Genomic DNA, 18850 nt, shown 5'->3' with positions numbered 1-18850 from the left:
TCACTCCACGGTTCCCGCCGGCAACGTGCATCCGGGGCCGCATCGTCGTAGCTGTCCTTGCCAACCGCGGCGGCGGAGGAGCCGGTCGAGCTGGGCGGCTGTGTCGCAGGGAGTCCCGAACACCTGCCGCCACCGCAGCCTGACCGCGACCTTGCCGGCTGCCTGGTCGGCGAGGTCGCGGGCCGCATCGCGGTTCTCGGCCTCCCACGAGTCGTGGTTGAGCCGTCCGTCGAGCTCGATGACGACGCCGAGATCCAGGTACTCCTGGTCACGGAACTCCTTGCCGCCGCTCGTGCGACGCGCGACCTGCCGGGTCGGAGCCGGGAGGCCGTGGGCGCGCTCCACCCGCTCCACATAGCCCCATTCGAGAACCGAGTTCACTCCTGCGTCGAGATCGTCGAGCAGCACGCCGACGAAGGCGCGACGGTGGATCCGACGATGCCGGGGGAAGGCTGTGCGGAGGCGGGCGGCGCCGATCGTCCGGGTGCGGGCGGCATCGGTGAGGAGTCGGACGACCTCGAGCTCGTCCTCGGCGACCCCGGCCTGGAGGAGCACAGCATCCTCCCGACGCATCCGCGGTGGCTCGGTCCGCCACTGTGCCATCGCGTCCAGGCCGCGGACGCGGTGCAGCCGAACACCGTCGGGCGGGGTCAGCCGACGGCTCGCGTCGACCGCGATGTGGATGATCGGCGCCGTCGGGTCGGGCGAGAGCAGCGTCGGACCGCAGATGACGGCCGGTGCGCACGCCAGCACCGCTGCCCAGATCCGCTGGTCGAGCGACAGCGGCCCGGTGTGGTCGACGTAGACCCGACCGTGGACCTGGCGGAGGCTGCGGCGACGCAGCAGCCGCTCGATGTCGTGGCGACGCAGGCCGGCCGCGTTGAGCTGGGCACGGGTCACCACGCCGTACTGCCGGAACCGGTCGACCTCCAGCTGCCGCGTCGCGGCGAGCGCGCAGCCGCGGTCGGCAGCGTCGGGACGTGCGGCGGCCTTCGCGGCGGAGAGCTCAGCGGGCGTCACTCCCAGTGACTTCCCGCAGGCAGAGCGCCGAACCATGGCGCTTCAGGCCCTGCGGAAGAGGCAACCGTGGAGCGGAATGCGCACCTGATGCGCATCTCACTCCACGGTCGCCGTCAGCGGATGGTGACCTGACGGTTCGCGAGTCCGGCACGTGCGGCGCGCACCTCGGAGCTCGGCTCGGAGGTGTCGGCCAGCGCGGCGTCGAGTGCCGCCTTGAAGGCCACCGCCGGCTCCTCGAGCGCCTCGGCGCCGGTGCCCAGCGGCAGGTCCCAGACCGGCGCCAGCAGGCCGTGCGTGCGGAACATCCCGATGAAGCGGGCACCCGGCACGATCACGTCCTCGCCGCTGAGGTGCAGCCGCGCGAGTGCGGTGAGCAGCGCGTCCTCGGGCTCCGGCATCACCCAGCGCAGGTGCTCCTTGGTGCCGGTCGAGGTCCAGTACGCCGCCTCCACCGACGCCAGCCGAGCCGTCGGCAGCGCTGCGGCGTTGGCCTGTTGGAGCGCGCCCTCAAGGCCTTCCCGGTCCTCGACGTCGGCGATCCACCAGTCGAAGCCGTCGTGCACCTTCACGGCGAGCTCGGTGTCGGCGACCAGGTCCTGCAGGCGAGGACCCTCGCCGGGCGCCTCGGTGAGGCCGACGATGCCGGACTCGTCGGCCTCCAGCGCCTTGACCAGCACGGCCGCGACCTCGCGGGAGACGTCACCGAAGTTGTGCTGGACCTGCAGGCCGGCCCAGACCTGGCCGCTGTCGCGCCGCATCGCGGGCGCGGCCAGCGGCAGCAGCGTGCCGAGCTGGACGGGGGTGTCCTCGTGGCCCTTGATGGTCAGCGCGACCGTGGCGGAGGGGACCAGCTCGCGCAGGGCGACCAGGTCGCACTCGTTGGGGAGCCCTTCGAACGGCCGGGCGACGAACACGCCGGCGCCGCCGGGGGCTCCGTGACAGGCCTTGTAGCGCTTGCCGGAGCCGCAGGGGCAGGCGGCACGGGGGCTGATGCCACCCTCGGTCTCAGCGGGTGCGTTCTTGGTGCGGTTCTTCTTGGCCACGGGCCGACAGCCTAGCGGGCTTCGCCCGCTGGCTCCCGCACTCACGGCCAGCGTCCGAGCTCGTCCCTCGCTCACGCTGCCGCTCACTTGGTCGCCTAGACGGCACAGCGGCGGACGGTTGTCGGCGGTGGCACCCGGCCATATTGTTCGTATCCAAACGATGGGAGTCCCGATGTCTGCTGCCCCGAGGATGCTGCTCATCCTCAGCGAGAACTGGACCTTGGCCGACGGCCGCGACCTGCCCGCCCTGGTCCGCTGGGCCCGTGAGGCCGAGGACGCGGGCTTCGATGCGGTCATGCTGAGCGAGCACGTGGTGCTCGGTCCGGACGCCGGTGCCCACGGTGTGATGGCGAACCCGCGGGCCTATGCCGCGCCGGGCAACCAGGATCCAGCGACCCCGTGGCCCAGCTCGTTGCTCCTGCTCAGCGCCATCGCCGCGGCCACCTCACGGATCCGTCTGGTCGCCAGTGCGGTGCTGGCGCCGCTGCGTCATCCGCTGCTGCTGGCCCGCGAGCTCGGCACCCTCGACCTTCTCTCCGAGGGCCGGCTGGTGGTCCAGCCGGGCGTCAGCTGGAGCCGGGACGAGTACGCCGCCCTCGCCGTCCCGTTCGGCCGCCGCGGCCGGATCCTCGATGAGCAGCTCGCCGTGCTGGAGACGGTCTGGCGGGAGAGTCCTGCGAGCTTCCACGGCGAGTTCTTCGACTTCACCGACGTCTACCTCGAGCCGAAGGCGTACCGACCCGAGGGACCGCGGATGTGGTTCGGCGGCCAGCACGTGCACGGCCCGGTGCTGGACAGGCTGGTGCGCTACGGCCACGGCTTCCACCCGTTCGGCACTCCGACACCTGCGGATCTGGACCTTCTCCGCGCGGCGCTGACCGAGGCGGGCCGAGACCCGGCTCAGCTCGAGATGGTCGGCGGGACCCGTGCGACCTTCGCCGACGACGACTCCTGCGCCGACCTGGGCGCGGCCATGGCACCGATCGCCGAGCAGATCGAGCAGGGCTTCACCACGTTCTGCGTCAAGCCGTCGCAGTTCATCGACGACCCGGCCGAGCTGCCGACGTTCCTGCGCGAGGTGATGCGCCGCGCGGAAGGGTTCGCCGTCTGATCGCGGTCTGATCGCCGGTCAGACGAGCCGCGAGAGCCGGTTCAGCATGTACCCGGGCCGGTCGGTGATCACGGCCTCCACGCCAAGGTCGAGACACAGCTCGAGGTCATCGTCCTCGTTGACGGTCCACACGTGCAGCCGGCGCTCGTCCAGCAGCAGCCGCCGGGCGAAGCGCCAGTGGTCGCGCAGCTCGCTGATGCCGGGACCGATGATCCAGTGCGGCGAGACCATCCGGCGCAGGGTCGGCCAGTACTGCGCGCGGTCGATGAGCTGCACCAGCGGCACCGACGGCGTCAGTCGCTCCATGCGCTGCAGCGCCGTGAAGCTGAACGACATCACCCGCACCGGCGAGCCCGGCCGGTCCCAACCGAACTCCCGCAGCAGCTCGGCCAGCTTGCGCTCGGTGAGGCCGCCGTAACGGGTGGGGTGCTTGGTCTCGATGGCCAGCTCCACGCGGCGGTCGTAGTCGCGCACCGTCTGCAGCAGCGTGCGCAGGGTGAGCACCCGGTCGAGCCGGTCGTCGCGGTCGGGTTGCTCGCCGGACTGGCCCTTCTTCCAGGTGGCGAAGTTGAGCTCCTCGAGCTCGGCCAGGGACATCTCGGAGACGAGTCCCTCGGTCTGCGCCGTACGACGCAAGGTGCGGTCGTGCACGCAGACCAGCTGGCCGTCGGAGGTCAGCCTGATGTCGCACTCCAGGCCCCCGGCACCGACGTCGAGTGCCTCGACGTACGCCCCGAGGGTGTGTTCGGCGATCTGCTCGCTGGCGCCGCGGTGTGCGACGACCTGGGGCCTCATGACATTCATTGTGCTGAGGTTCCAGCCGATCTCAGCGGAACCCGCCGGTGAGGTTCGTCAAGGTGATGAACAAGGCGAACACGGCCGTCCCGAGGACCACGCCCAGGCACCCGAAGGTCAGCGCGGTCCACTCCCGACGACGGGCGCGTACGACGATGGTGACCACCGCCACGACCGCAAGCACGGCACCGACCGGCCAGAAGAAGACGCTGATCAGGAAGGCGGCGAACGCGAGCGGGATCGCCGGAGCCCACTCGACGCGGTTCTCCTCGGGCTGGTTCACGCGGGAGATCTTAGGCAAGCCGGCCGCACACGCCGCATCTAGACTCGGGCTCATGCCCGAGCTGCCCGAGGTCGAAGCGCTCGCCGTCGACCTGCGTGGTCGGCTCAAGGACCGCGCCATCACCAAGATCCACCTGGCGCAGTTCAGCGCGCTCAAGACCTTCGACCCGCCGCTCTCGGCGCTGGAGGGCACGCTGGTCGACGACGTGACCCGGCACGGGAAGTTCCTCGACATCGAGGCCTCCGGGATCCACCTGATCCTGCACCTGGCCCGCGCGGGGTGGGTGCGCTGGCGCGACGAGGTCCCCACGATCCCGCCGAAGCCCTCGCCGAAGTCGACGCTCGCGGCCCGGGTGGTGCTCGACTCCGAGGAGGGGCTCGACATCACCGAGGCCGGCACCAAGAAGTCGCTGGCGCTGTACGTCGTGCGCGCGCCGCAGGACGTGCCCGGCATCGCCACGCTCGGTCCCGAGCCGATGAACGACGATTTCACCCAGGAGGTGTTCGCCAGGATCCTGCAGGAGGCCGGCCGCAAGCAGCTCAAGGGCGTGCTGCGGCACCAGGGCACCATCGCCGGGATCGGCAACGCCTACTCCGACGAGATCCTGCACGCGGCGCGGATGTCGCCGTACAAGCCGGCCGACTCGCTCTCGGAGGAGGAGCTGACGACGCTCTACAGCGCCCTGCGGTCGACCCTGGCCGACGCGGTGGCACGCTCTACCGGGCTGGCCGCCAGCGAGCTCAAGGGCGAGAAGAAGTCGCACATGGCCGTGCACGGCCGCACCGGGCTGCCCTGCCCGGTCTGTGGTGACACCGTCCGCGAGGTGAGCTTCGCGGACTCGTCGCTGCAGTACTGCCCCACCTGCCAGACCGGTGGCAAGCCGCTTGCCGACCGCCGGATGTCCAAGCTGTTGAAGTAGGAGTAGACCCTGATGAGCATCCCCACCGTGGAGATTTCCGGCGTACCCGACCCGCTGCCGGTCCCCGTCCTCGACGTGCGCGAGGACTTCGAGTGGGAGGCCGGCCACATCGACGGCGCCCTGCACATCCCGCTCTCGGAGCTCCCGGCGCGGATCGACGAGGTGCCCGAGGGCCAGTTCCTGGTGGCCTGCAAGGTCGGCGGGCGCTCCGCGCAGGCGGTGGCGTGGCTGACCGCGAACGGTCACGAGGCCGTCAACCTAGCCGGCGGGATGCTCGACTGGGCCGCCGCTGGGCGAGCGATGGTGAGTGAGAGCGGTCAGGCCCCTCAGGTCGTCTGAGGCGCTCGTCTGCCGCTTCCGCTTGGGGTAACACGCTGTTACACCTGGGTAGTCGGCCGTTCTGACGACCGTCTACCTGGGGCGGACAACGTGTTACCCCCCGAAACAGCGTGTTACCCCAACGCCGCAGGCGACCCCAACGCGTCGTCCAACAGCTCCAGGTATTCCACCCGCGGCACCTCGATCACGCCCAACGATGCGAGATGAGCGGTCTGCCACTGCACATCCAGCAGCCGCGGGCCGGGGGCGGCCGCGAGCGCTCGGGCGAGGCCGACCAGGGCCGCCTTGGAAGCATCACGCGCTCGGTGGAACATCGACTCGCCGGCGAACAGCCCGCCGATCTCGATGCCGTACAGGCCACCGACCAGCTCGCCGTCGCGCCACGCCTCGACCGAGTGCGCCCAGCCCAGCCGGTGCAGCTCGGCGTACGCCTCGATGATCTCCTGGTTGATCCATCCGCCCTCGCGCTTCGGATCGCCGCAGGCCCGCACCACGTCCACAAACGCGGTGTCGAGGCGGATCTCCAGGTGCTTCATCGACTTGCGAAGCGAGCTGGTCACCCGCACCCCGCCGAACTCGGCGTCCGGGTCCAGGGGCAGCACCCCGCGCTCCACCGGCGAGAACCACAGCAGCTCCCCGGGCACGTCGCCCGGCATCGGGAAGAGTCCGAGCCGGTACGCCGCCAGCAGCGTCCCGGGCGCCAGGTCGGCGCCGACGGCCACCATGTCGTCGACCTGCGCCTCCAGGCTGGGAGAGCGCAGGTCGGGCAGCATCCACGGCGTCCGGGAGGGCTCGATCGGCACGGCCTGAAACTACCGCCCTTGGGCGTCGGCGTGCTTGGGGCCGCTTCGTAGGATCGGGCCATGCAGTCGAAGAAGCTCGCCGCCACGCTGGGCACGGTCCTGGCCCCGAAGGCGATCGAGCTCGCGCCCGGGGTGACCAGCTCGTTCGTGCTGCACGCGCTCAACCGGGCCATCGTCGGGGTCGGCCCGCTGCCGGGTGCGGCGGCCGCGGCCGACAAGCAGCTCGAGGAGCAGCACGGCGACCGCGACAAGGCGGTGCACGAGGTGATCGAGAACCACGTCGCCTACGCCGGGGCCGGCGGCTTCGTCACCAACGTCGGCGGCCTGATGACGGCCGCCTTCACCATCCCGACCAACATCGCCGGGCTCGCGCTGATCCAGTGCCGGATGGTGGCCGGCATCGCGCACCTGCGCGGCTACAACCTGGAGGACATGCGCACCCGCAACGCCATCCTCGAGTGCATCCTGGGCCGCGAGCGGGTCGAGGCGCTGGTGAAGTCGAAGAAGCTGCCGGCACCGCCGATGGCTGTGGCCACCGCCCCGGTCGCCGATCCGCAGCTCGACCGGGTGATCACCCAGCTGGTCGCCTCGGAGATGGTGGCTCGGCTGGCGGGCAAGCGGCTTGCCATCAGCGTCGGCCGCAAGATCCCGGTCGTCGGCGGTGTCGTCGGCGCGGGCGCCGACGGCTACGTGACCTGGCGGGTCGGCCGCTACGCCAACCGCGAGCTGCTGCCCCGCGCCCGGTAGTAGGCGTCCAGCACGCGTTGCCCGGTCCGGCCCTTGGTGAGCACCCGGTAGAGACGCTCCTTGAACCGGTAGGCCGGGTTCATCCGGGCCCGGCTGAGCTGACCGTGCAGGTCGGCGATCTCGGCGTGCAGGCGGGCCTCGTTGGCCCGCCAGCGGCCGACGTCGTTGACCAGGGCCACGATCGAGGTGGCAGCGGCATCCACGACCTGGGTCAGGTCCGGCGCATCAGGATCGGCGTACGCCGCAGGGCGGGCGCCGCTGAGGTCTGCCAGCGACCCGACCACGTCGTACCCCTGGCTGCTCAGCTCCTCGACCCAGTCGTCGGTGAGTGTCGAGACCCAGTCGAAGGCCGAGGGCGGCAGCGCCAGCCGGGGTGAGCCGCTGCGGGCCGAGAGGGTGCGGTGCGCGAGCACCTCGCGGACCAGCTCGCGGTAGTCCTCCGGCTCGACCTGGTCGTTGGCGCGCAGGTTGACCTGGCGCAGCAGGTAGGTCTCCGGCACGCCGAGGGAGACGTTGGCGCGGTCGGTGCCGAGGTCGAGGTCGATCCCGCCGAGTCCGAACGTCTCCACGAACCGCTCCCAGAGCAGGTCCCGCGGGCTGCCCGGCGGCGGCACCGTCACCAGGTGCACCCGGTCCGCGGGCAGGCCGTGGTCGCCGGCACCGGCGCGCCAGCGATCCACGATGTCCGGCAGCTCCTGCACGGCCCAGAACCAGGAGCCGATGAGGCCGCTGCGGCTCGGCTCCCGCAGCTCGGCGAGGAAGTCGGCGTAGGAGGTGGTGGTGCGGTGCTTGACGTTCTCCTGCCACTCGGCCGGGATCTGCCGGACCAGGTCGCGCACCGAGAGGATCAGGTGGACCTCGGTCGTGCCGTCGCCGTGGCCGAGCGATGCCAGCGCTCGCCGCGCCTGTGCCGGGGTGGCGCGGGCGAGGATCTCGTGGCTGATGATCGCGGTGCCGTCGAAGGCGCGCACCTGCGCGGCGAGCCGGTCCCAGGCGCCGACGGCCTGCTCCTCCAGCCCGCCCCAGGGCAGCCGCATCAGGTCGAGCGCCGCCAGGAAGTGCGCGTCGAACCGCTCGGCCGGGTAGAGGATCCGGTGCTCCTCCAGCAGCGGTCGGTTTCGGAAGCACACGTCCTGGAGGTAGGTCGTGCCGGTCTTCGGGGTGCCGACGTGCAGCAACACGCGCTCAGCCACGCCAGGCTCCTTCCACGTGGGAGTGGGGGTCGTTCTCGAGCAGGGTCCGGAGCGCGAGCCCCAGCACCGCCTGCTCCGACGGCGAGGTGCCCGGGCCGCCCGCGGACCCCGGCCGGTCGGAGGTGCCGGGTCCGCCCAGGACCAGGGCCGGATCGCCGAGCACAGCGTAGCCACAGCCGGTCAGCTCCTCGTACACCAGCCGGGCTCGCCGCTCGACCCACTGCCGGAAGCGCTCCGGCACCGCGAGCGGCAGGCCGTCGGTCCGCGCCAGCCGTGGCACGAGTCCACGGAGCATCAGCTCCTCGCGCTGGCCCGGCCCGGCGAACAGCCCGACCAGTGGCGAGACCCGGCGCGCCAGGTCGAGCGCGTCGGCGGCCAGCACCGGCGGCTGCGGCAGCGCAAGGTCCACGCCCAGGATCGTCGGGACCAGCGCCGCGTCGGTGACGATCCGGACGTTCTGCGGGCCGACCCGGCGCTCCCACCAGCGCGCCTGGCGCATCAGGTCGGCGCGCGGGGGCAGGCGGTCGGCGCGACGCAGCTTCGTCAGCCACGTCTCCCATCCGGCCGCTCCGTCCGTCAGGCTTCGACGCGTCCAGGCATCGACCAGCATGCCGCCCAGGTCGCGACCGACCAGGTAGGTGACGGCACGGCCGCCACCGGGCGGGAAGCCGTGCCGGGTCAGCTCCGCACGCATGGGTACGGCGAGCCACGGGTCGCCGCCGAGCCGGTAGCGCACCCGCCGGAAGCGGGGCCGCTGGTCGGCCGGCCGCGGGGGAACGCCTACGCGGACCACGTCCTCGGCGAGCAGGCCGGTCAGGACCCGGAGCAGCTCGTTGACGGGGAGGTCGGCCGGGTCGACCGGCGGCGTACCGAAGTGGGGCTGTGCCTCGCCCGCCAGGCCGAGGTCTCCGCGACCGCGGCCGACGAGGTCACCGGACAGCACCCGCTCGACCAGGGCGGGCGAGGGGCGCCCGGCCTGGTTGAGACGACGCAGCGCCTCCAGCTGCTGGGCGCCCGGGACGCCCGCAGGGTCGGTGGGTGGCGGACCGGTGTCGGGCATCCCGTCGCGGAACGCGCGCCACGGCGTGATGCCGCCGCCTCGCAGGTGCGCGACCCAGGCGGACGCCCGGCTCACTGGCCCACCAGGCGCTGCCGGGCTCGTTTCACCTTCGCGCCGAGCGTCAGGTCGGGATCCTCGCGTCGGGCGGCCTCGTCGGTCATGGCAGCGAGCGCGTCCAGCGCTGCCTGCAGCTGGAGCCGGGGCCGGACCCGGTCGGGGTTGTGCCAGGGCACCTCCGGATCGGGAGCCGGCGGTCGCAGGTCGTCGAGGTCACCGACGACGTCGATGTTGCTCTGCACTGCCCACTCGATCCAGCGCTCGGTCTTCTCGGCGATCCACGGATGCAGCGCGGGAGGGACCCGGACCCGGTCGGACTCCCGGTTGACCAGCACCGACTCGGCCAGCATGAGCCGGATCAGGCTGTCGTAGGTGCCACCCGGGCGCTGCGAGCGCTCCAGCCGACGGTTGAGCCGGCGGATCACCTGGGTCTCGGCCATGCCCAGCGAGCGGTTGGACCGGGCGCCGTCGCGCGGACCCCAGGCGGGATCGAAGCCGCAGGCGGAGGCGAACCGGCGCCACAGCTCGTCGCGCGGGACGGAGGCGTCGACGCCCGGGACGGTGACCAGGTGGATGTGCTCCGGTGGCAGGTCGGCGCCCCAGGTGGTCAGCACCCCGGGAAACCGGAACGCCTGGTAGAACCACATCCGCTCCGCCTGGAACCGCTTCAAGAACCCTTCGAAGGTCCAGCGCTGGCCCTGCTTGATGCCCTCCTGCCAGGCCGCGGGCAGCTGCCGGGCGAGGTCGCGGGCGGTGTAGACGACGTGCAGCTCGGTCGAGTTGCCGACGTCGAGGTCCTGCCAGAGTCGGGCGACATGCTTGGGCCGGGCGCCGGCCAGGATCTCGTGGCTGAGGATCACGGTCCCGCTGCTGCGTCGGATCCGGCGTGCGAGGGTCTCCCAGGCGCCGTCGGACTTCGCGATCGGCCCACGCCAGTCGGTGCGGCCGAGCAGGTCGAGCGTGGCTCGGAACTGGAACAGGCTCGGCGTCGCCAGCGGCCCGCGGGTGGCGTAGTGGACCTCGTGCTCGGCGAGGGCGGCCATGTTGGCGGTCAGTCGGTTCTGCAGGTACGTCGTCCCCGTCTTCGGGGCACCCACGTGGACATAGAGCCGGCGCCTCATGGAGGGATTGTGACAGGGGACCCCTACAGCGGCTGGCGTGAGACCTGTCGGTGCGGAGCGGTCGCGCGCTCCGCGGGCTCCCAGCCCGGCGGCCGGAACAGGTAGCCCAGTCGGTCCCGCCAGGTCTGCGCGGTGCGGACGTCGCGCCACAGGGCGGCGTAGTCGCCGTACTGGAGCTTGATCAGGTTGTAGGTGTCGACCTGCTTGGTGAGGCCGTAGCGCGGACGGTGCAGCTCACGCTGGAAGGTGCCGAACAGGCGGTCCCAGACGATCAGGATGCCCGCATAGTTCTTGTCCAGGTAGATCGGGTCGGAGCCGTGGTGGACCCGGTGGTGCGAGGGCGTGTTGAAGATCAGCTCGACCGGACGGGGCAGGGTGGTGATCGTCTCGGTGTGCACGAAGAACTGGTAGACGAGGTTGATCGAGAACGCCAGGTAGATGCCGACGGGGGAGAAGCCGAGCAGGGGCAGCGGCAGGAAGAAGAAGAACTCGAACCAGGGGTTCCACTTCTGTCGCAGCGCGGTGGAGAAGTTCATGTACTCCGAGGAGTGATGGGCCTGGTGCGCCGCCCAGCCGACCCGTGCGCGGTGCACGAAGCGGTGGTTCCAGTAGTAGGCGAAGTCCACCGCGACGACGCTGATCAGCACGCCCCACCAGGTGCTCGGGACGTGCCAGGGTGCGAGGTAGGTCCAGGCTCCGACGTACGCCACGAACATCGCCGCCTTGATCGCGGTGGTGCTGACCAGGGAGCCGACGCCCATCAGGATCGAGGTGCGTGCGTCCTTGGCCAGGTAGCCGGTGCGTGCGGTCGCGGCCGACCACGGGGTGTCGTCGTGGTCGAGCCACTTCAGCGCGGCGAGCTCGACCAGCATCGCCAGCACGAAGAACGGCACCGCATAGGTGACCGGGTTCTTCATTGGATCGAGCATCTCGCGCACGACAGTAACCTCCATCGCAATATGACCTTGGAGTAAGTTACCTCCTGGTCATATGCCGTGGCTAGGCTTTCGCCATGCCTCGCTCCAACGCCGGAACCAAGGGTGTCCCGCGTGCCGACCGCGAGGCCCAGATCCTGGTGGCTGCCACCCGCCTCTTCGGCACCCTCGGGTACGCCGGCACGTCCGTGGCGGCCGTGGCAGAGCCCGCCGGCATCTCCAAGCCACTCGTCTACAGCTACTTCGGCTCCAAGGAGGGGCTCTACAGCGCCTGCCTGCGCCGCGCCGGCGAGCAGCTCGCCGTCGAGATGGAGGTGATCGCTCGCAGTGGCGTCGTCGGCCTCGAACGCGGCCTGCGCACACTCGAAGGGGTCTTCGACCTGCTCGAGCCACAGCCCTGGGTCTGGCGGCTGATCTTCGACCCGACCGCTCCGGCCGAGGGCGAGGTCGCCGAGGTGATGGCGACCTACACCGCCCGGATCACCGCGCTGGCCGAGGAGGGCGTGGGAGAGCTGGCCGCACTGGTCGGGATCAGCGACCCGCTCGACGTCTCCGCGCTGGTGCGGGTCTGGATGAGCATCTTCGACGCGTTGGTCGGCTGGTGGGTCGACCACCCGGATCAGAGCGCGGAGGCGATGACAGCGCGCTGCGTCAGGCTCTTCACAGGTGTCACCGGGGCGGACCTCGGTACCGTGCTCGCGTGAGCGAGCGAGCACTCCTATGAGCACGGGTCGTGACATCCAGGGCCGCATCTATCGCGCCGGACTCTTCGGCACCAGACCCACGGTGCCGACGTCGTACGACGAGCTGGAGGCCGCCGCCCAGCGCCGGATGAGTGCCGAGGCCTGGTCCTACGTGTACGGCGGGGCGGGGCTGCAGAGCACCGTGCGGGCCAACCGCGAGGCGCTCGACCGGGTGCGGCTGGTGCCGCGCTACCTGGTCGACGTCGAGCAGCGCGACCTGTCCGTCGACCTGCTCGGCCGCCGGCTCTCCTCGCCGTTGCTGCTCGCCCCGATCGGGGTGCTGGAGATGGCCCACCCCGACGCCGAGTATGCCGTCGCGCGAGCCGCGCGCGAGCTCGACGTCCCGATGGTGATCTCGACGCAGGGCAGCGTCGCGATGGAGGAGACCGCGCGGACCCTCGGCGCCACGCCGCGGCTGTTCCAGCTCTACTGGAGCCGTGACGAGGACGTGGTGCGCTCCTTCGTGCAGCGGGCCGAGTCGATCGGGGCGGACGCCATCGTCGTCACCCTCGACACCCACCTGCTCGGCTGGCGCACCCGCGACCTTGATCTCGGCTACCTGCCCTTCGCGCGGGCCGAGGGGATCGCGCAGTACACCTCCGACCCCGCGTTCCGGGCGCTCGTCGAGGGGCGCGTTGCGACGCCCGCTCAGGGTCGGGGTGCGTCGGCCGATGCTGGCGAGGTCCGGCCGAGCCTGCGGCAGATCCCGGCCGCGCTCCGAGCCCTGAGCTCGATGCGCCGGCACTGGCCCGAGGCCGCGCCGGGATCGGGCTCGGGATCGGGCTCGGGTCGGCGCCGGGTCGGGCTGGGCGACCCGCGTCCGCGGGCGGCGGTGGAAACGTTCCTCGACGTCTTCTCCCGCTCCGACCTGACCTGGGCCGATCTCGCCCGGCTGCGCGAGATGACCCGGCTGCCGATCATGGTCAAAGGCGTGCAGCACCGCGGGGATGCTCGACTGGCCCTCGAGCACGGCGTGGACGGACTGGTGGTCAGCAATCACGGCGGCCGTCAGGTCGACGGCGCGATCGGCTCGCTGGAGGCGCTGCCCGGGGTGGTGGAGGAGGTCGACGGCCGGGTGCCGGTGCTCTTCGACAGCGGCATCCGCGGCGGTGCCGACGTGGTCAAGGCACTCGCCCTCGGCGCCCGCGCGGTGCTGGTCGGCCGGCCGTGGGTCTACGGTCTGGCGCTCGCCGGAGAGGCAGGTGTCCGGGCGGTCCTGGAGCACCTCCTGGCCGAGCTCGACCTGACCCTGGGACTCGTCGGCGTACGCACGGCCGCCGACCTCGGCCCGCACGTGCTGGCCGGAGCGGCATGAGCGGCACCGGCGACAACGGCGGCACAAGCGGCGCGGGCGCGTACAAGGGCGGCAAGCGGCGTGCCGATCCTCGGGGACGACACAGCGGGCCGGCGGGGGAGAGCGCTCCCGGGAACGCTTCCGCGCATTCGAACGGGCACGCGCATCGGGACTCGCACGGTCACGGACATGGTCACGGTCACGGGCCGGCCCCGGACCTCGCCGTGTCGCCGACCGCACGGTTCGCGCTGCTCGGCACGCTCGCGGTGGTGGCGGTGGCCATCGTCGTCGGCGTCATCGGGCTCTGGCCCGACCGCGGCACCGTCCGCCAGCTCTCCCACAGCCTGGCCTTCGCCGCGCCGGGCGTGACGTTCCCGCACGCGACGGTGGAGAAGGTGCAGCCGGCCTGCGCCGACGCCGGGACGCAGAGCGACACCTGCGGCAACCTCGAGGTGCGGGTCGACGGCAAGGCCTCCGGCACGGTGCTGGTGCCGGTCCCCGCGGAGGTCACCCACTCCGGGCTGAGCAACGGCAGCAGGGTGCAGCTGCAGGTCACGCCCGCCAGCGGGACCACGCCGGCGGCGTACGCGTATTTCGCCACCGACCGCTCCACCGTGCTCTGGGTGCTGCTCGGCCTCTTCATCCTGGTCGTGGTCGCCGTCGCTCGCGTCCGGGGACTGTTGGCGCTCGTCGGGTTGGCCTTCGGCGGCCTGGTCATCGGCGGCTGGCTGCTGCCGGGACTGCTCAGCGGCCACTCCCCACCGTTGGTCGCCCTGGTCGCAGCGGGCGCGATCATGTACGTCGTCCTCTACCTCACCCACGGCCCGTCGCTGCGCACCTCGGCCGCGCTCGCCGGGACGCTCGGCGGCCTCGCTGTGACAGCGCTGCTGGGACTGGTCGTGGTGCAGGCGACCCATCTCACCGGTGTGGGCGACGAGGGCGCCAGCATCCTCACCTCCACCGTCGGCAACCTGGACTTCCAAGGCCTGATGACCTGCACCGTGATCATCGCGGGGCTCGGCGTGCTCAACGACGTCACCATCACCCAGGCCGGTGCGGTCTGGGAGCTGCGCGCCGCGGCGCCGGAGATGACGCGCTGGCGGCTGTGGGCCGGTGCGATGCGGATCGGCCGCGACCACATCGCCTCGACGATCTACACCATCGTCTTCGCCTACGCCGGCACGGCGCTGACCACGTTGCTGATCATCAACCTCTACAACCGTCCGCTGACCGATCTGATCGGCACCGAGCAGATCACCGAGGAGATCGTGCGCTCGCTGGTCAGTGCGATCGGGCTGGTCCTCGCCGTACCCCTGACGACGGTGGTCGCTGCGCTCACGGTGCCGGGGCCGGTCCGCGTCGAGCCTGATCTGTTCTAGCGGGTGTCGCCGGCGCGCCCACCGATGCGCGCCCCGTACGAAACGGTGGCCGACACGCGGAGTCGGCCACCATTTCGTACGGGGCGCGGGCGCCTCAGCGACGACGCGGAGCGAACAGCGCCGCCACGAACCCCAGGGCGACCGCAGCCGCACCGGTGAGCAGTGCCGGCCCGATCGCGCCGGCGTAGCCGTCGGGAGCGATGTGGCCGCCGTTGCCCAGGAACACGGCCGTCAGCAGGGCGATGCCGAGCGCGACGCCGAACTCCCGGATGGTCGAGTTGGCCGAGCTGGCGATCGCGAAGTCGCTCTCCGGCAGCCCGTCCAGCACCGAGGTGGAGAGGGTCGGGAAGACCAGGCCCATCCCGACGCCGGCCATGGCGAGGGGAGGCACGAAGGAGGAGTACGCCGAGCCGTTCTCGGTCAGCGCTGCGAACCACGCCAGCGAACCTGCCTGCAGGGCGAGTCCGACCAGCATCAGCGGGCGCGCCCCGATCCGGCCGGTCAGTGCGCCGGCGATGGGCGCGACCACCATCGGTGCGGCGGTCCACGGCAGCGTGCGCACGCCCGCGCCCAGCGGGGTGTAGCCCTGCACCACCTGCAGGTACTGCGAGAGCAGGAAGACCGCGCCGAACATGCCGACCGTGAAGCCGAGGGAGACCAGGTTGGCGACCGAGAAGCTGCGTGAGGCGTAGAGCCGCAGTGGCAGCACCGCGTCGCGACGACGCCGGGCCCAGGCGACGTACGCCGGCACGAGCAGCGCGGCCACGATCAGAGGTGTCAGCACCTGCGGCGAGGACCAGCCGTCGCCGTTGCCGTGCACGATGCCCCAGATGCCACCGAAGACCGCGCCTCCGAGGAGCAGCGTGCCGACCGGGTCGAGCCGCTGCCAGGTGCCGCGGGACTCGTTGACCGTGGTGATCACCAGCGGGATCGCGAGCACGGCGACCGGCACGTTGAGCCAGAAGATCGCCTGCCAGCTGATGCCCTGGACGACCGCGCCGCCGACGACCGGACCGAGCGCGACCCCGAGCCCGGAGACGCCGCCCCAGATGCCGATCGCTGCCGGGCGCAGCCGGTCGGGCACGTTGGCGGCGAGCAGGGTGAGCGAGAGCGGCATGATCGCGGCGGCGCCGAAGCCCTGGACCGCCCGCGCAGCGATCAGCGTGCCCGAGGAGTCCGAGAGTGCCGAGCCGATCGAGGCGAGGGTGAAGACGGTGATGCCGGCGAGCATCACCCGACGCCGGCCGATCCGGTCGCCGAGGGTCGCGGCCGGGAGCATGAAGGTGGCGAAGGCGAGGGTGTAGGCGTTCATGAACCACGACAGGTCGCTCACGCTGGCGTGCAGGTCGCGCTGGATGACCGGCAGCGCGCTGGTCATCACCAGGTTGTCGAGGGTCGCCATGAACATCGGCAGGCTGACGGCGGCGATGGTCAGCCACAGCGGGACGCGGCGTACGGCGCCGGCGAGCCCGGGCGACGCCTCGCCGTCACGATCGGTGAGGGTGCTCATCGCTCCTCCTGAGTTGTTGGCATTGAATGATTACTTCCTCGTAAGACCGTAAGTAATCGACTGATAACATGTCAAGCGTGAATGTCCGGATGCCTGCAGAAGAGCGCCGAGCGCTGATCCTCGAAGCCGCGACGCGTGCCTTCGCCGACGGCGGCTACACCGGCACCAGCACCGATACCGTGGCCAAGGAGGCCGGCGTCAGCCAGCCCTACGTGGTGCGGATGTTCGGCACCAAGCTCGACCTGTTCCTCGCCGTCTTCGGGCGCGCGTGCGACCGGATCGAGGCGGCCTTCCGGGCGGTGCTCGAGGCCCAGCCCTTCGATCCGGACAGCGAGGACGACAAGGAACGGATGGGCCACGCCTACACCGGCCTGCTCGCCGACAGTGACTTCCTGCACGTGCTCATGCACGGCTTCTCGGCCAGCAGCGTCCCCGAGATCGGGGCGGCCGCGCGCGACGGCATGGGCCGGATCTTCGACACCCTGCTCGAGACCGGCTGGGGCGAGGAGAAGGTCCGCGACTTCGTGGCATACGGCATGCTTCTCAACGTGCTGCTCGCCATCGACGCCTTCGAGGGGGCCAGCGGTCCGCTGGCGCGCCTGGTCGAGGCGTGCGTCCAGCACCACGACGGCAGCGTCGAGGCGGCGATCCGCGACCACGGCTGGTCGCATGGGTGATCCTTACGTCGTCGTCATCGGCGGCGCCAATATGGACCTGCACGCCCAGTCGACGACCGACCTGGTGCTGGGCAGCAGCAATCCCGGCTCCTCGCAGCTCTCGCCGGGCGGCGTGGGCCGCAACATCGCCGAGGTGATCGCCCGGCTCGGCACCCCCTGCCACCTGATCTCCGCGGTCGGCGACGACCCGCTCGGCGTGGAGCTGCTCGCCCACACCGATGAGGCAGGCGTCGAGGTCGCCCACGTGCGACAGCGCCCGGTGCCCACCGGCACGTACGCCGCGATCCTCTCGCCCACCGGCGAGCTCGTCGTGGCGGTGGCCGACATGGCAGCCACCGACCAGATCTCCCCGCTGGCCGTGGAGGCGGCCGCCGGCCTGATCCGCGGTGCCGCTCTGCTGGTGCTCGACGGCAACCTGCTGCCCGCGACGGTCGAGCACGCTGTCGAGGTCGCCCGGGACGCGCAGGTGACGGTGATCCTCGACCCGGTCAGCGTGCCGAAGGCCGAGCGGCTGCGCTCGGCCGTCGGCCACGGCATCGACCTGGTCACCCCCAACCAGGCGGAGCTGTCGGCGCTGACCGGGCTGCCCACCCGCACCCTGGCGCAGGTGGATCACGCGATCGAGCGGCTCCATGCCCTCGGCGTACCTGCTGTGTGGGTGCGGCTGGGGCGGGACGGCTCGATCCTCGACGGTCCCGACGGCCGGTTCCCGCTGAGCGCGCCGGAGGTGGATCCGATCGACGTGACCGGGGCTGGCGACGCGATGCTCGGCGCCTTCTGCCATGCGCTGCTGCGCGGCGAGGATCCACTGGCGGCCGCGCGCTACGGGCACGCGGCCGCGGCGCTCACCATCACCTCGCGCTCGACCGTGCGCACCGACCTGTCCGATGAGCTGATCAGGAGCATGCTGTGAACGTCGAGATCGCCCCCGAGGTCCAGGACGCGCTCGCCGCCGACCGGCCGGTGGTGGCCCTGGAGTCGACCATCATCAGCCACGGCATGCCCTATCCGCAGAACGTCGCGATGGCCCGCGAGGTCGAGGCGATCGTGCGTGCCGGTGGCGCGGTGCCGGCGACCATCGCCGTCCTGGGTGGCGTGCCGAAGATCGGGCTCTCGGATGCCGAGCTCGAGCTGCTCGGCTCCTCGCCCGACGTGGTCAAGGTCAGCGTGCGCGACCTCCCGTACGTCGTGGCGCGCGGCCAGCACGGCGCCACCACGGTGGCCTCGACGATGCGGCTGGCCTCCCTCGCCGGCATCCGGGTCTTCGTCACCGGCGGTCTGGGCGGCGTGCATCGAGGTGCTGCCACCTCCTTCGACATCTCCGCCGACCTCACCGAGCTCGGCCAGACCTCGGTCGCCGTGGTCTCGGCGGGCGTGAAGTCGATCCTGGACATCGGCCTGACCCTGGAGACACTGGAGACCCTGGGCGTGCCGGTCCTGGTCAACGGAGCCGACGAGTTCCCGTCGTTCTACTCCCGCTCGTCCGGCTTCGCCGCCCCGATGCGCGTCGATGGTCCCACCGAGGTCGCCGCCGTGCTTGCCGCCAAGTGGTCGCTCGGCCTGCCCGGCGGGGTGGTGGTGGCCAACCCGATCCCGGTCGAGGACGAGATCCCGGCCGAGGAGATCGGCGTCATCATCGAGCAGGCGCTCGGCGACGCCGACCGTCTCGGCGTGACCGGGAAGGACGTCACCCCCTACCTGCTGGGGCGGATCGTGGAGATCACCGGTGGGGCCTCGCTGACGGCCAACATCGCGCTGGTGAAGGCGAACGCGAGGCTCGGTGCCCAGATCGCTGCCGAGATGTCACTTTCGGCGGGTTGA

20 protein-coding genes are annotated in these 18850 nt (G+C 71.5%); 10 read left to right on the top strand and 10 right to left on the bottom strand.

The window, feature by feature from the left end:
- A complete protein-coding gene (locus H036_RS0103730) occupies positions 1-1020 on the bottom strand; it encodes a hypothetical protein (protein WP_017933435.1) in 1020 nt (339 codons plus the stop codon).
- Positions 1021-1133: 113 nt separating this feature from the next.
- Positions 1134-2063, bottom strand: a complete 930-nt coding sequence (locus tag H036_RS0103725; protein ID WP_017933434.1) for a DUF5926 family protein — start codon at positions 2061-2063, stop codon at positions 1134-1136.
- A gap of 172 nt (positions 2064-2235) precedes the next feature.
- Here H036_RS0103725 and H036_RS0103720 point away from each other — a divergent pair, with 172 nt between their 5' ends.
- Entirely contained in the window at positions 2236-3174 is a 939-nt protein-coding gene (locus H036_RS0103720; RefSeq protein WP_036487171.1) for a TIGR03619 family F420-dependent LLM class oxidoreductase, read from the top strand.
- Between the two features lie 18 nt (positions 3175-3192).
- On the opposite strand, the gene H036_RS0103715 is transcribed toward H036_RS0103720, so the two are convergent.
- Positions 3193-3969: a glycerophosphodiester phosphodiesterase gene (locus H036_RS0103715; protein ID WP_017933432.1), complete on the bottom strand. Its 777-nt coding sequence runs from the start codon at positions 3967-3969 to the stop codon at positions 3193-3195.
- A 31-nt stretch (positions 3970-4000) separates the two neighbouring features.
- Positions 4001-4252 carry a hypothetical protein gene (locus H036_RS0103710; RefSeq protein WP_017933431.1) on the bottom strand — a complete coding sequence of 84 codons (252 nt, stop codon included), beginning with the start codon at positions 4250-4252 and terminating at the stop codon, positions 4001-4003.
- 52 nt (positions 4253-4304) lie between these two features.
- Between H036_RS0103710 and H036_RS0103705 the strand changes: the two genes are divergently transcribed.
- On the top strand, positions 4305-5171 hold the full coding sequence (locus tag H036_RS0103705) for an Fpg/Nei family DNA glycosylase (RefSeq protein ID WP_017933430.1): 867 nt from the start codon (positions 4305-4307) through the stop codon (positions 5169-5171).
- A gap of 12 nt (positions 5172-5183) precedes the next feature.
- Positions 5184-5510, top strand: a complete 327-nt coding sequence (locus H036_RS0103700) for a rhodanese-like domain-containing protein (RefSeq protein ID WP_017933429.1) — start codon at positions 5184-5186, stop codon at positions 5508-5510.
- Positions 5511-5623: 113 nt separating this feature from the next.
- On the opposite strand, the gene aat is transcribed toward H036_RS0103700, so the two are convergent.
- The gene (gene aat / locus H036_RS0103695; RefSeq protein ID WP_017933428.1) at positions 5624-6313 is read right to left on the bottom strand and encodes a leucyl/phenylalanyl-tRNA--protein transferase; all 690 of its coding nucleotides are present in this window, start codon (positions 6311-6313) and stop codon (positions 5624-5626) included.
- A gap of 60 nt (positions 6314-6373) precedes the next feature.
- On the opposite strand from aat, the gene H036_RS0103690 reads away from it, so the two are divergent.
- Complete coding sequence (locus H036_RS0103690; RefSeq protein ID WP_017933427.1) at positions 6374-7060, top strand: EcsC family protein; 687 nt, start codon at positions 6374-6376, stop codon at positions 7058-7060.
- On the opposite strand, the gene H036_RS0103685 is transcribed toward H036_RS0103690, so the two are convergent.
- From H036_RS0103685 to H036_RS0103670, 4 genes are read right to left on the bottom strand one after another with little or no spacing between them, the layout of a single operon-like run.
- The gene (locus H036_RS0103685; protein WP_017933426.1) at positions 7024-8253 is read right to left on the bottom strand and encodes a hypothetical protein; all 1230 of its coding nucleotides are present in this window, start codon (positions 8251-8253) and stop codon (positions 7024-7026) included. The two genes, H036_RS0103690 and H036_RS0103685, sit on opposite strands and share 37 nt — an antisense overlap.
- Positions 8246-9388: a hypothetical protein gene (locus H036_RS0103680; protein ID WP_017933425.1), complete on the bottom strand. Its 1143-nt coding sequence runs from the start codon at positions 9386-9388 to the stop codon at positions 8246-8248. Before H036_RS0103680 ends, H036_RS0103685 begins: the two co-directional genes overlap by 8 nt.
- Positions 9385-10491 (bottom strand): hypothetical protein, encoded by a 1107-nt coding sequence (locus H036_RS0103675; protein ID WP_017933424.1) that lies wholly within the window; start codon positions 10489-10491, stop codon positions 9385-9387. The genes H036_RS0103680 and H036_RS0103675 overlap by 4 nt, the downstream gene beginning before the upstream one ends.
- A 23-nt stretch (positions 10492-10514) precedes the next feature.
- Positions 10515-11420: a sterol desaturase family protein gene (locus H036_RS0103670; protein ID WP_232421800.1), complete on the bottom strand. Its 906-nt coding sequence runs from the start codon at positions 11418-11420 to the stop codon at positions 10515-10517.
- Positions 11421-11503: 83 nt separating this feature from the next.
- Between H036_RS0103670 and H036_RS0103665 the strand changes: the two genes are divergently transcribed.
- From H036_RS0103665 to H036_RS0103655, 3 genes are all read left to right on the top strand, one after another.
- Entirely contained in the window at positions 11504-12130 is a 627-nt protein-coding gene (locus tag H036_RS0103665) for a TetR/AcrR family transcriptional regulator (RefSeq protein ID WP_017933422.1), read from the top strand.
- Positions 12131-12146: 16 nt separating this feature from the next.
- Positions 12147-13484 (top strand): alpha-hydroxy-acid oxidizing protein, encoded by a 1338-nt coding sequence (locus tag H036_RS0103660; RefSeq protein ID WP_017933421.1) that lies wholly within the window; start codon positions 12147-12149, stop codon positions 13482-13484.
- Between the two features lie 203 nt (positions 13485-13687).
- A complete protein-coding gene (locus H036_RS0103655) occupies positions 13688-14842 on the top strand; it encodes a YibE/F family protein (protein ID WP_017933420.1) in 1155 nt (384 codons plus the stop codon).
- A 94-nt stretch (positions 14843-14936) separates the two neighbouring features.
- On the opposite strand, the gene H036_RS0103650 is transcribed toward H036_RS0103655, so the two are convergent.
- Positions 14937-16352 carry an MFS transporter gene (locus H036_RS0103650; RefSeq protein WP_017933419.1) on the bottom strand — a complete coding sequence of 472 codons (1416 nt, stop codon included), beginning with the start codon at positions 16350-16352 and terminating at the stop codon, positions 14937-14939.
- 89 nt (positions 16353-16441) lie between these two features.
- On the opposite strand from H036_RS0103650, the gene H036_RS0103645 reads away from it, so the two are divergent.
- Genes H036_RS0103645 through H036_RS0103635 form a run of 3 tightly spaced genes read left to right on the top strand, consistent with a single transcriptional unit; the run spans position 16442 to position 18850 of the window.
- Positions 16442-17029: a TetR/AcrR family transcriptional regulator gene (locus H036_RS0103645; RefSeq protein WP_017933418.1), complete on the top strand. Its 588-nt coding sequence runs from the start codon at positions 16442-16444 to the stop codon at positions 17027-17029.
- Positions 17022-17942 (top strand): carbohydrate kinase family protein, encoded by a 921-nt coding sequence (locus tag H036_RS0103640; protein WP_017933417.1) that lies wholly within the window; start codon positions 17022-17024, stop codon positions 17940-17942. Before H036_RS0103645 ends, H036_RS0103640 begins: the two co-directional genes overlap by 8 nt.
- Positions 17939-18850: a pseudouridine-5'-phosphate glycosidase gene (locus H036_RS0103635; protein WP_017933416.1), complete on the top strand. Its 912-nt coding sequence runs from the start codon at positions 17939-17941 to the stop codon at positions 18848-18850. Before H036_RS0103640 ends, H036_RS0103635 begins: the two co-directional genes overlap by 4 nt.

The organism is Nocardioides sp. Iso805N (assembly GCF_000364605.1).
Lineage (GTDB): Bacteria > Actinomycetota > Actinomycetes > Propionibacteriales > Nocardioidaceae > Nocardioides.
This window is presented reverse-complemented; position numbering and strand designations above follow the sequence as displayed.

Coding starts and splice junctions, on each gene's coding strand:
- H036_RS0103705 (WP_017933430.1), top strand. CDS start 4,305: ATGCCCGAGCTGCCCGAGGTCGAAGCGCTCGCCGTCGACCTGCGTGGT.
- H036_RS0103715 (WP_017933432.1), bottom strand. CDS start 3,969: ATGAGGCCCCAGGTCGTCGCACACCGCGGCGCCAGCGAGCAGATCGCC.
- H036_RS0103640 (WP_017933417.1), top strand. CDS start 17,022: ATGGGTGATCCTTACGTCGTCGTCATCGGCGGCGCCAATATGGACCTG.
- H036_RS0103690 (WP_017933427.1), top strand. CDS start 6,374: ATGCAGTCGAAGAAGCTCGCCGCCACGCTGGGCACGGTCCTGGCCCCG.
- H036_RS0103700 (WP_017933429.1), top strand. CDS start 5,184: ATGAGCATCCCCACCGTGGAGATTTCCGGCGTACCCGACCCGCTGCCG.
- H036_RS0103675 (WP_017933424.1), bottom strand. CDS start 10,491: ATGAGGCGCCGGCTCTATGTCCACGTGGGTGCCCCGAAGACGGGGACG.
- H036_RS0103650 (WP_017933419.1), bottom strand. CDS start 16,352: ATGAGCACCCTCACCGATCGTGACGGCGAGGCGTCGCCCGGGCTCGCC.
- H036_RS0103645 (WP_017933418.1), top strand. CDS start 16,442: ATGCCTGCAGAAGAGCGCCGAGCGCTGATCCTCGAAGCCGCGACGCGT.
- H036_RS0103720 (WP_036487171.1), top strand. CDS start 2,236: ATGTCTGCTGCCCCGAGGATGCTGCTCATCCTCAGCGAGAACTGGACC.
- H036_RS0103665 (WP_017933422.1), top strand. CDS start 11,504: ATGCCTCGCTCCAACGCCGGAACCAAGGGTGTCCCGCGTGCCGACCGC.
- H036_RS0103660 (WP_017933421.1), top strand. CDS start 12,147: ATGAGCACGGGTCGTGACATCCAGGGCCGCATCTATCGCGCCGGACTC.
- H036_RS0103670 (WP_232421800.1), bottom strand. CDS start 11,420: ATGCTCGATCCAATGAAGAACCCGGTCACCTATGCGGTGCCGTTCTTC.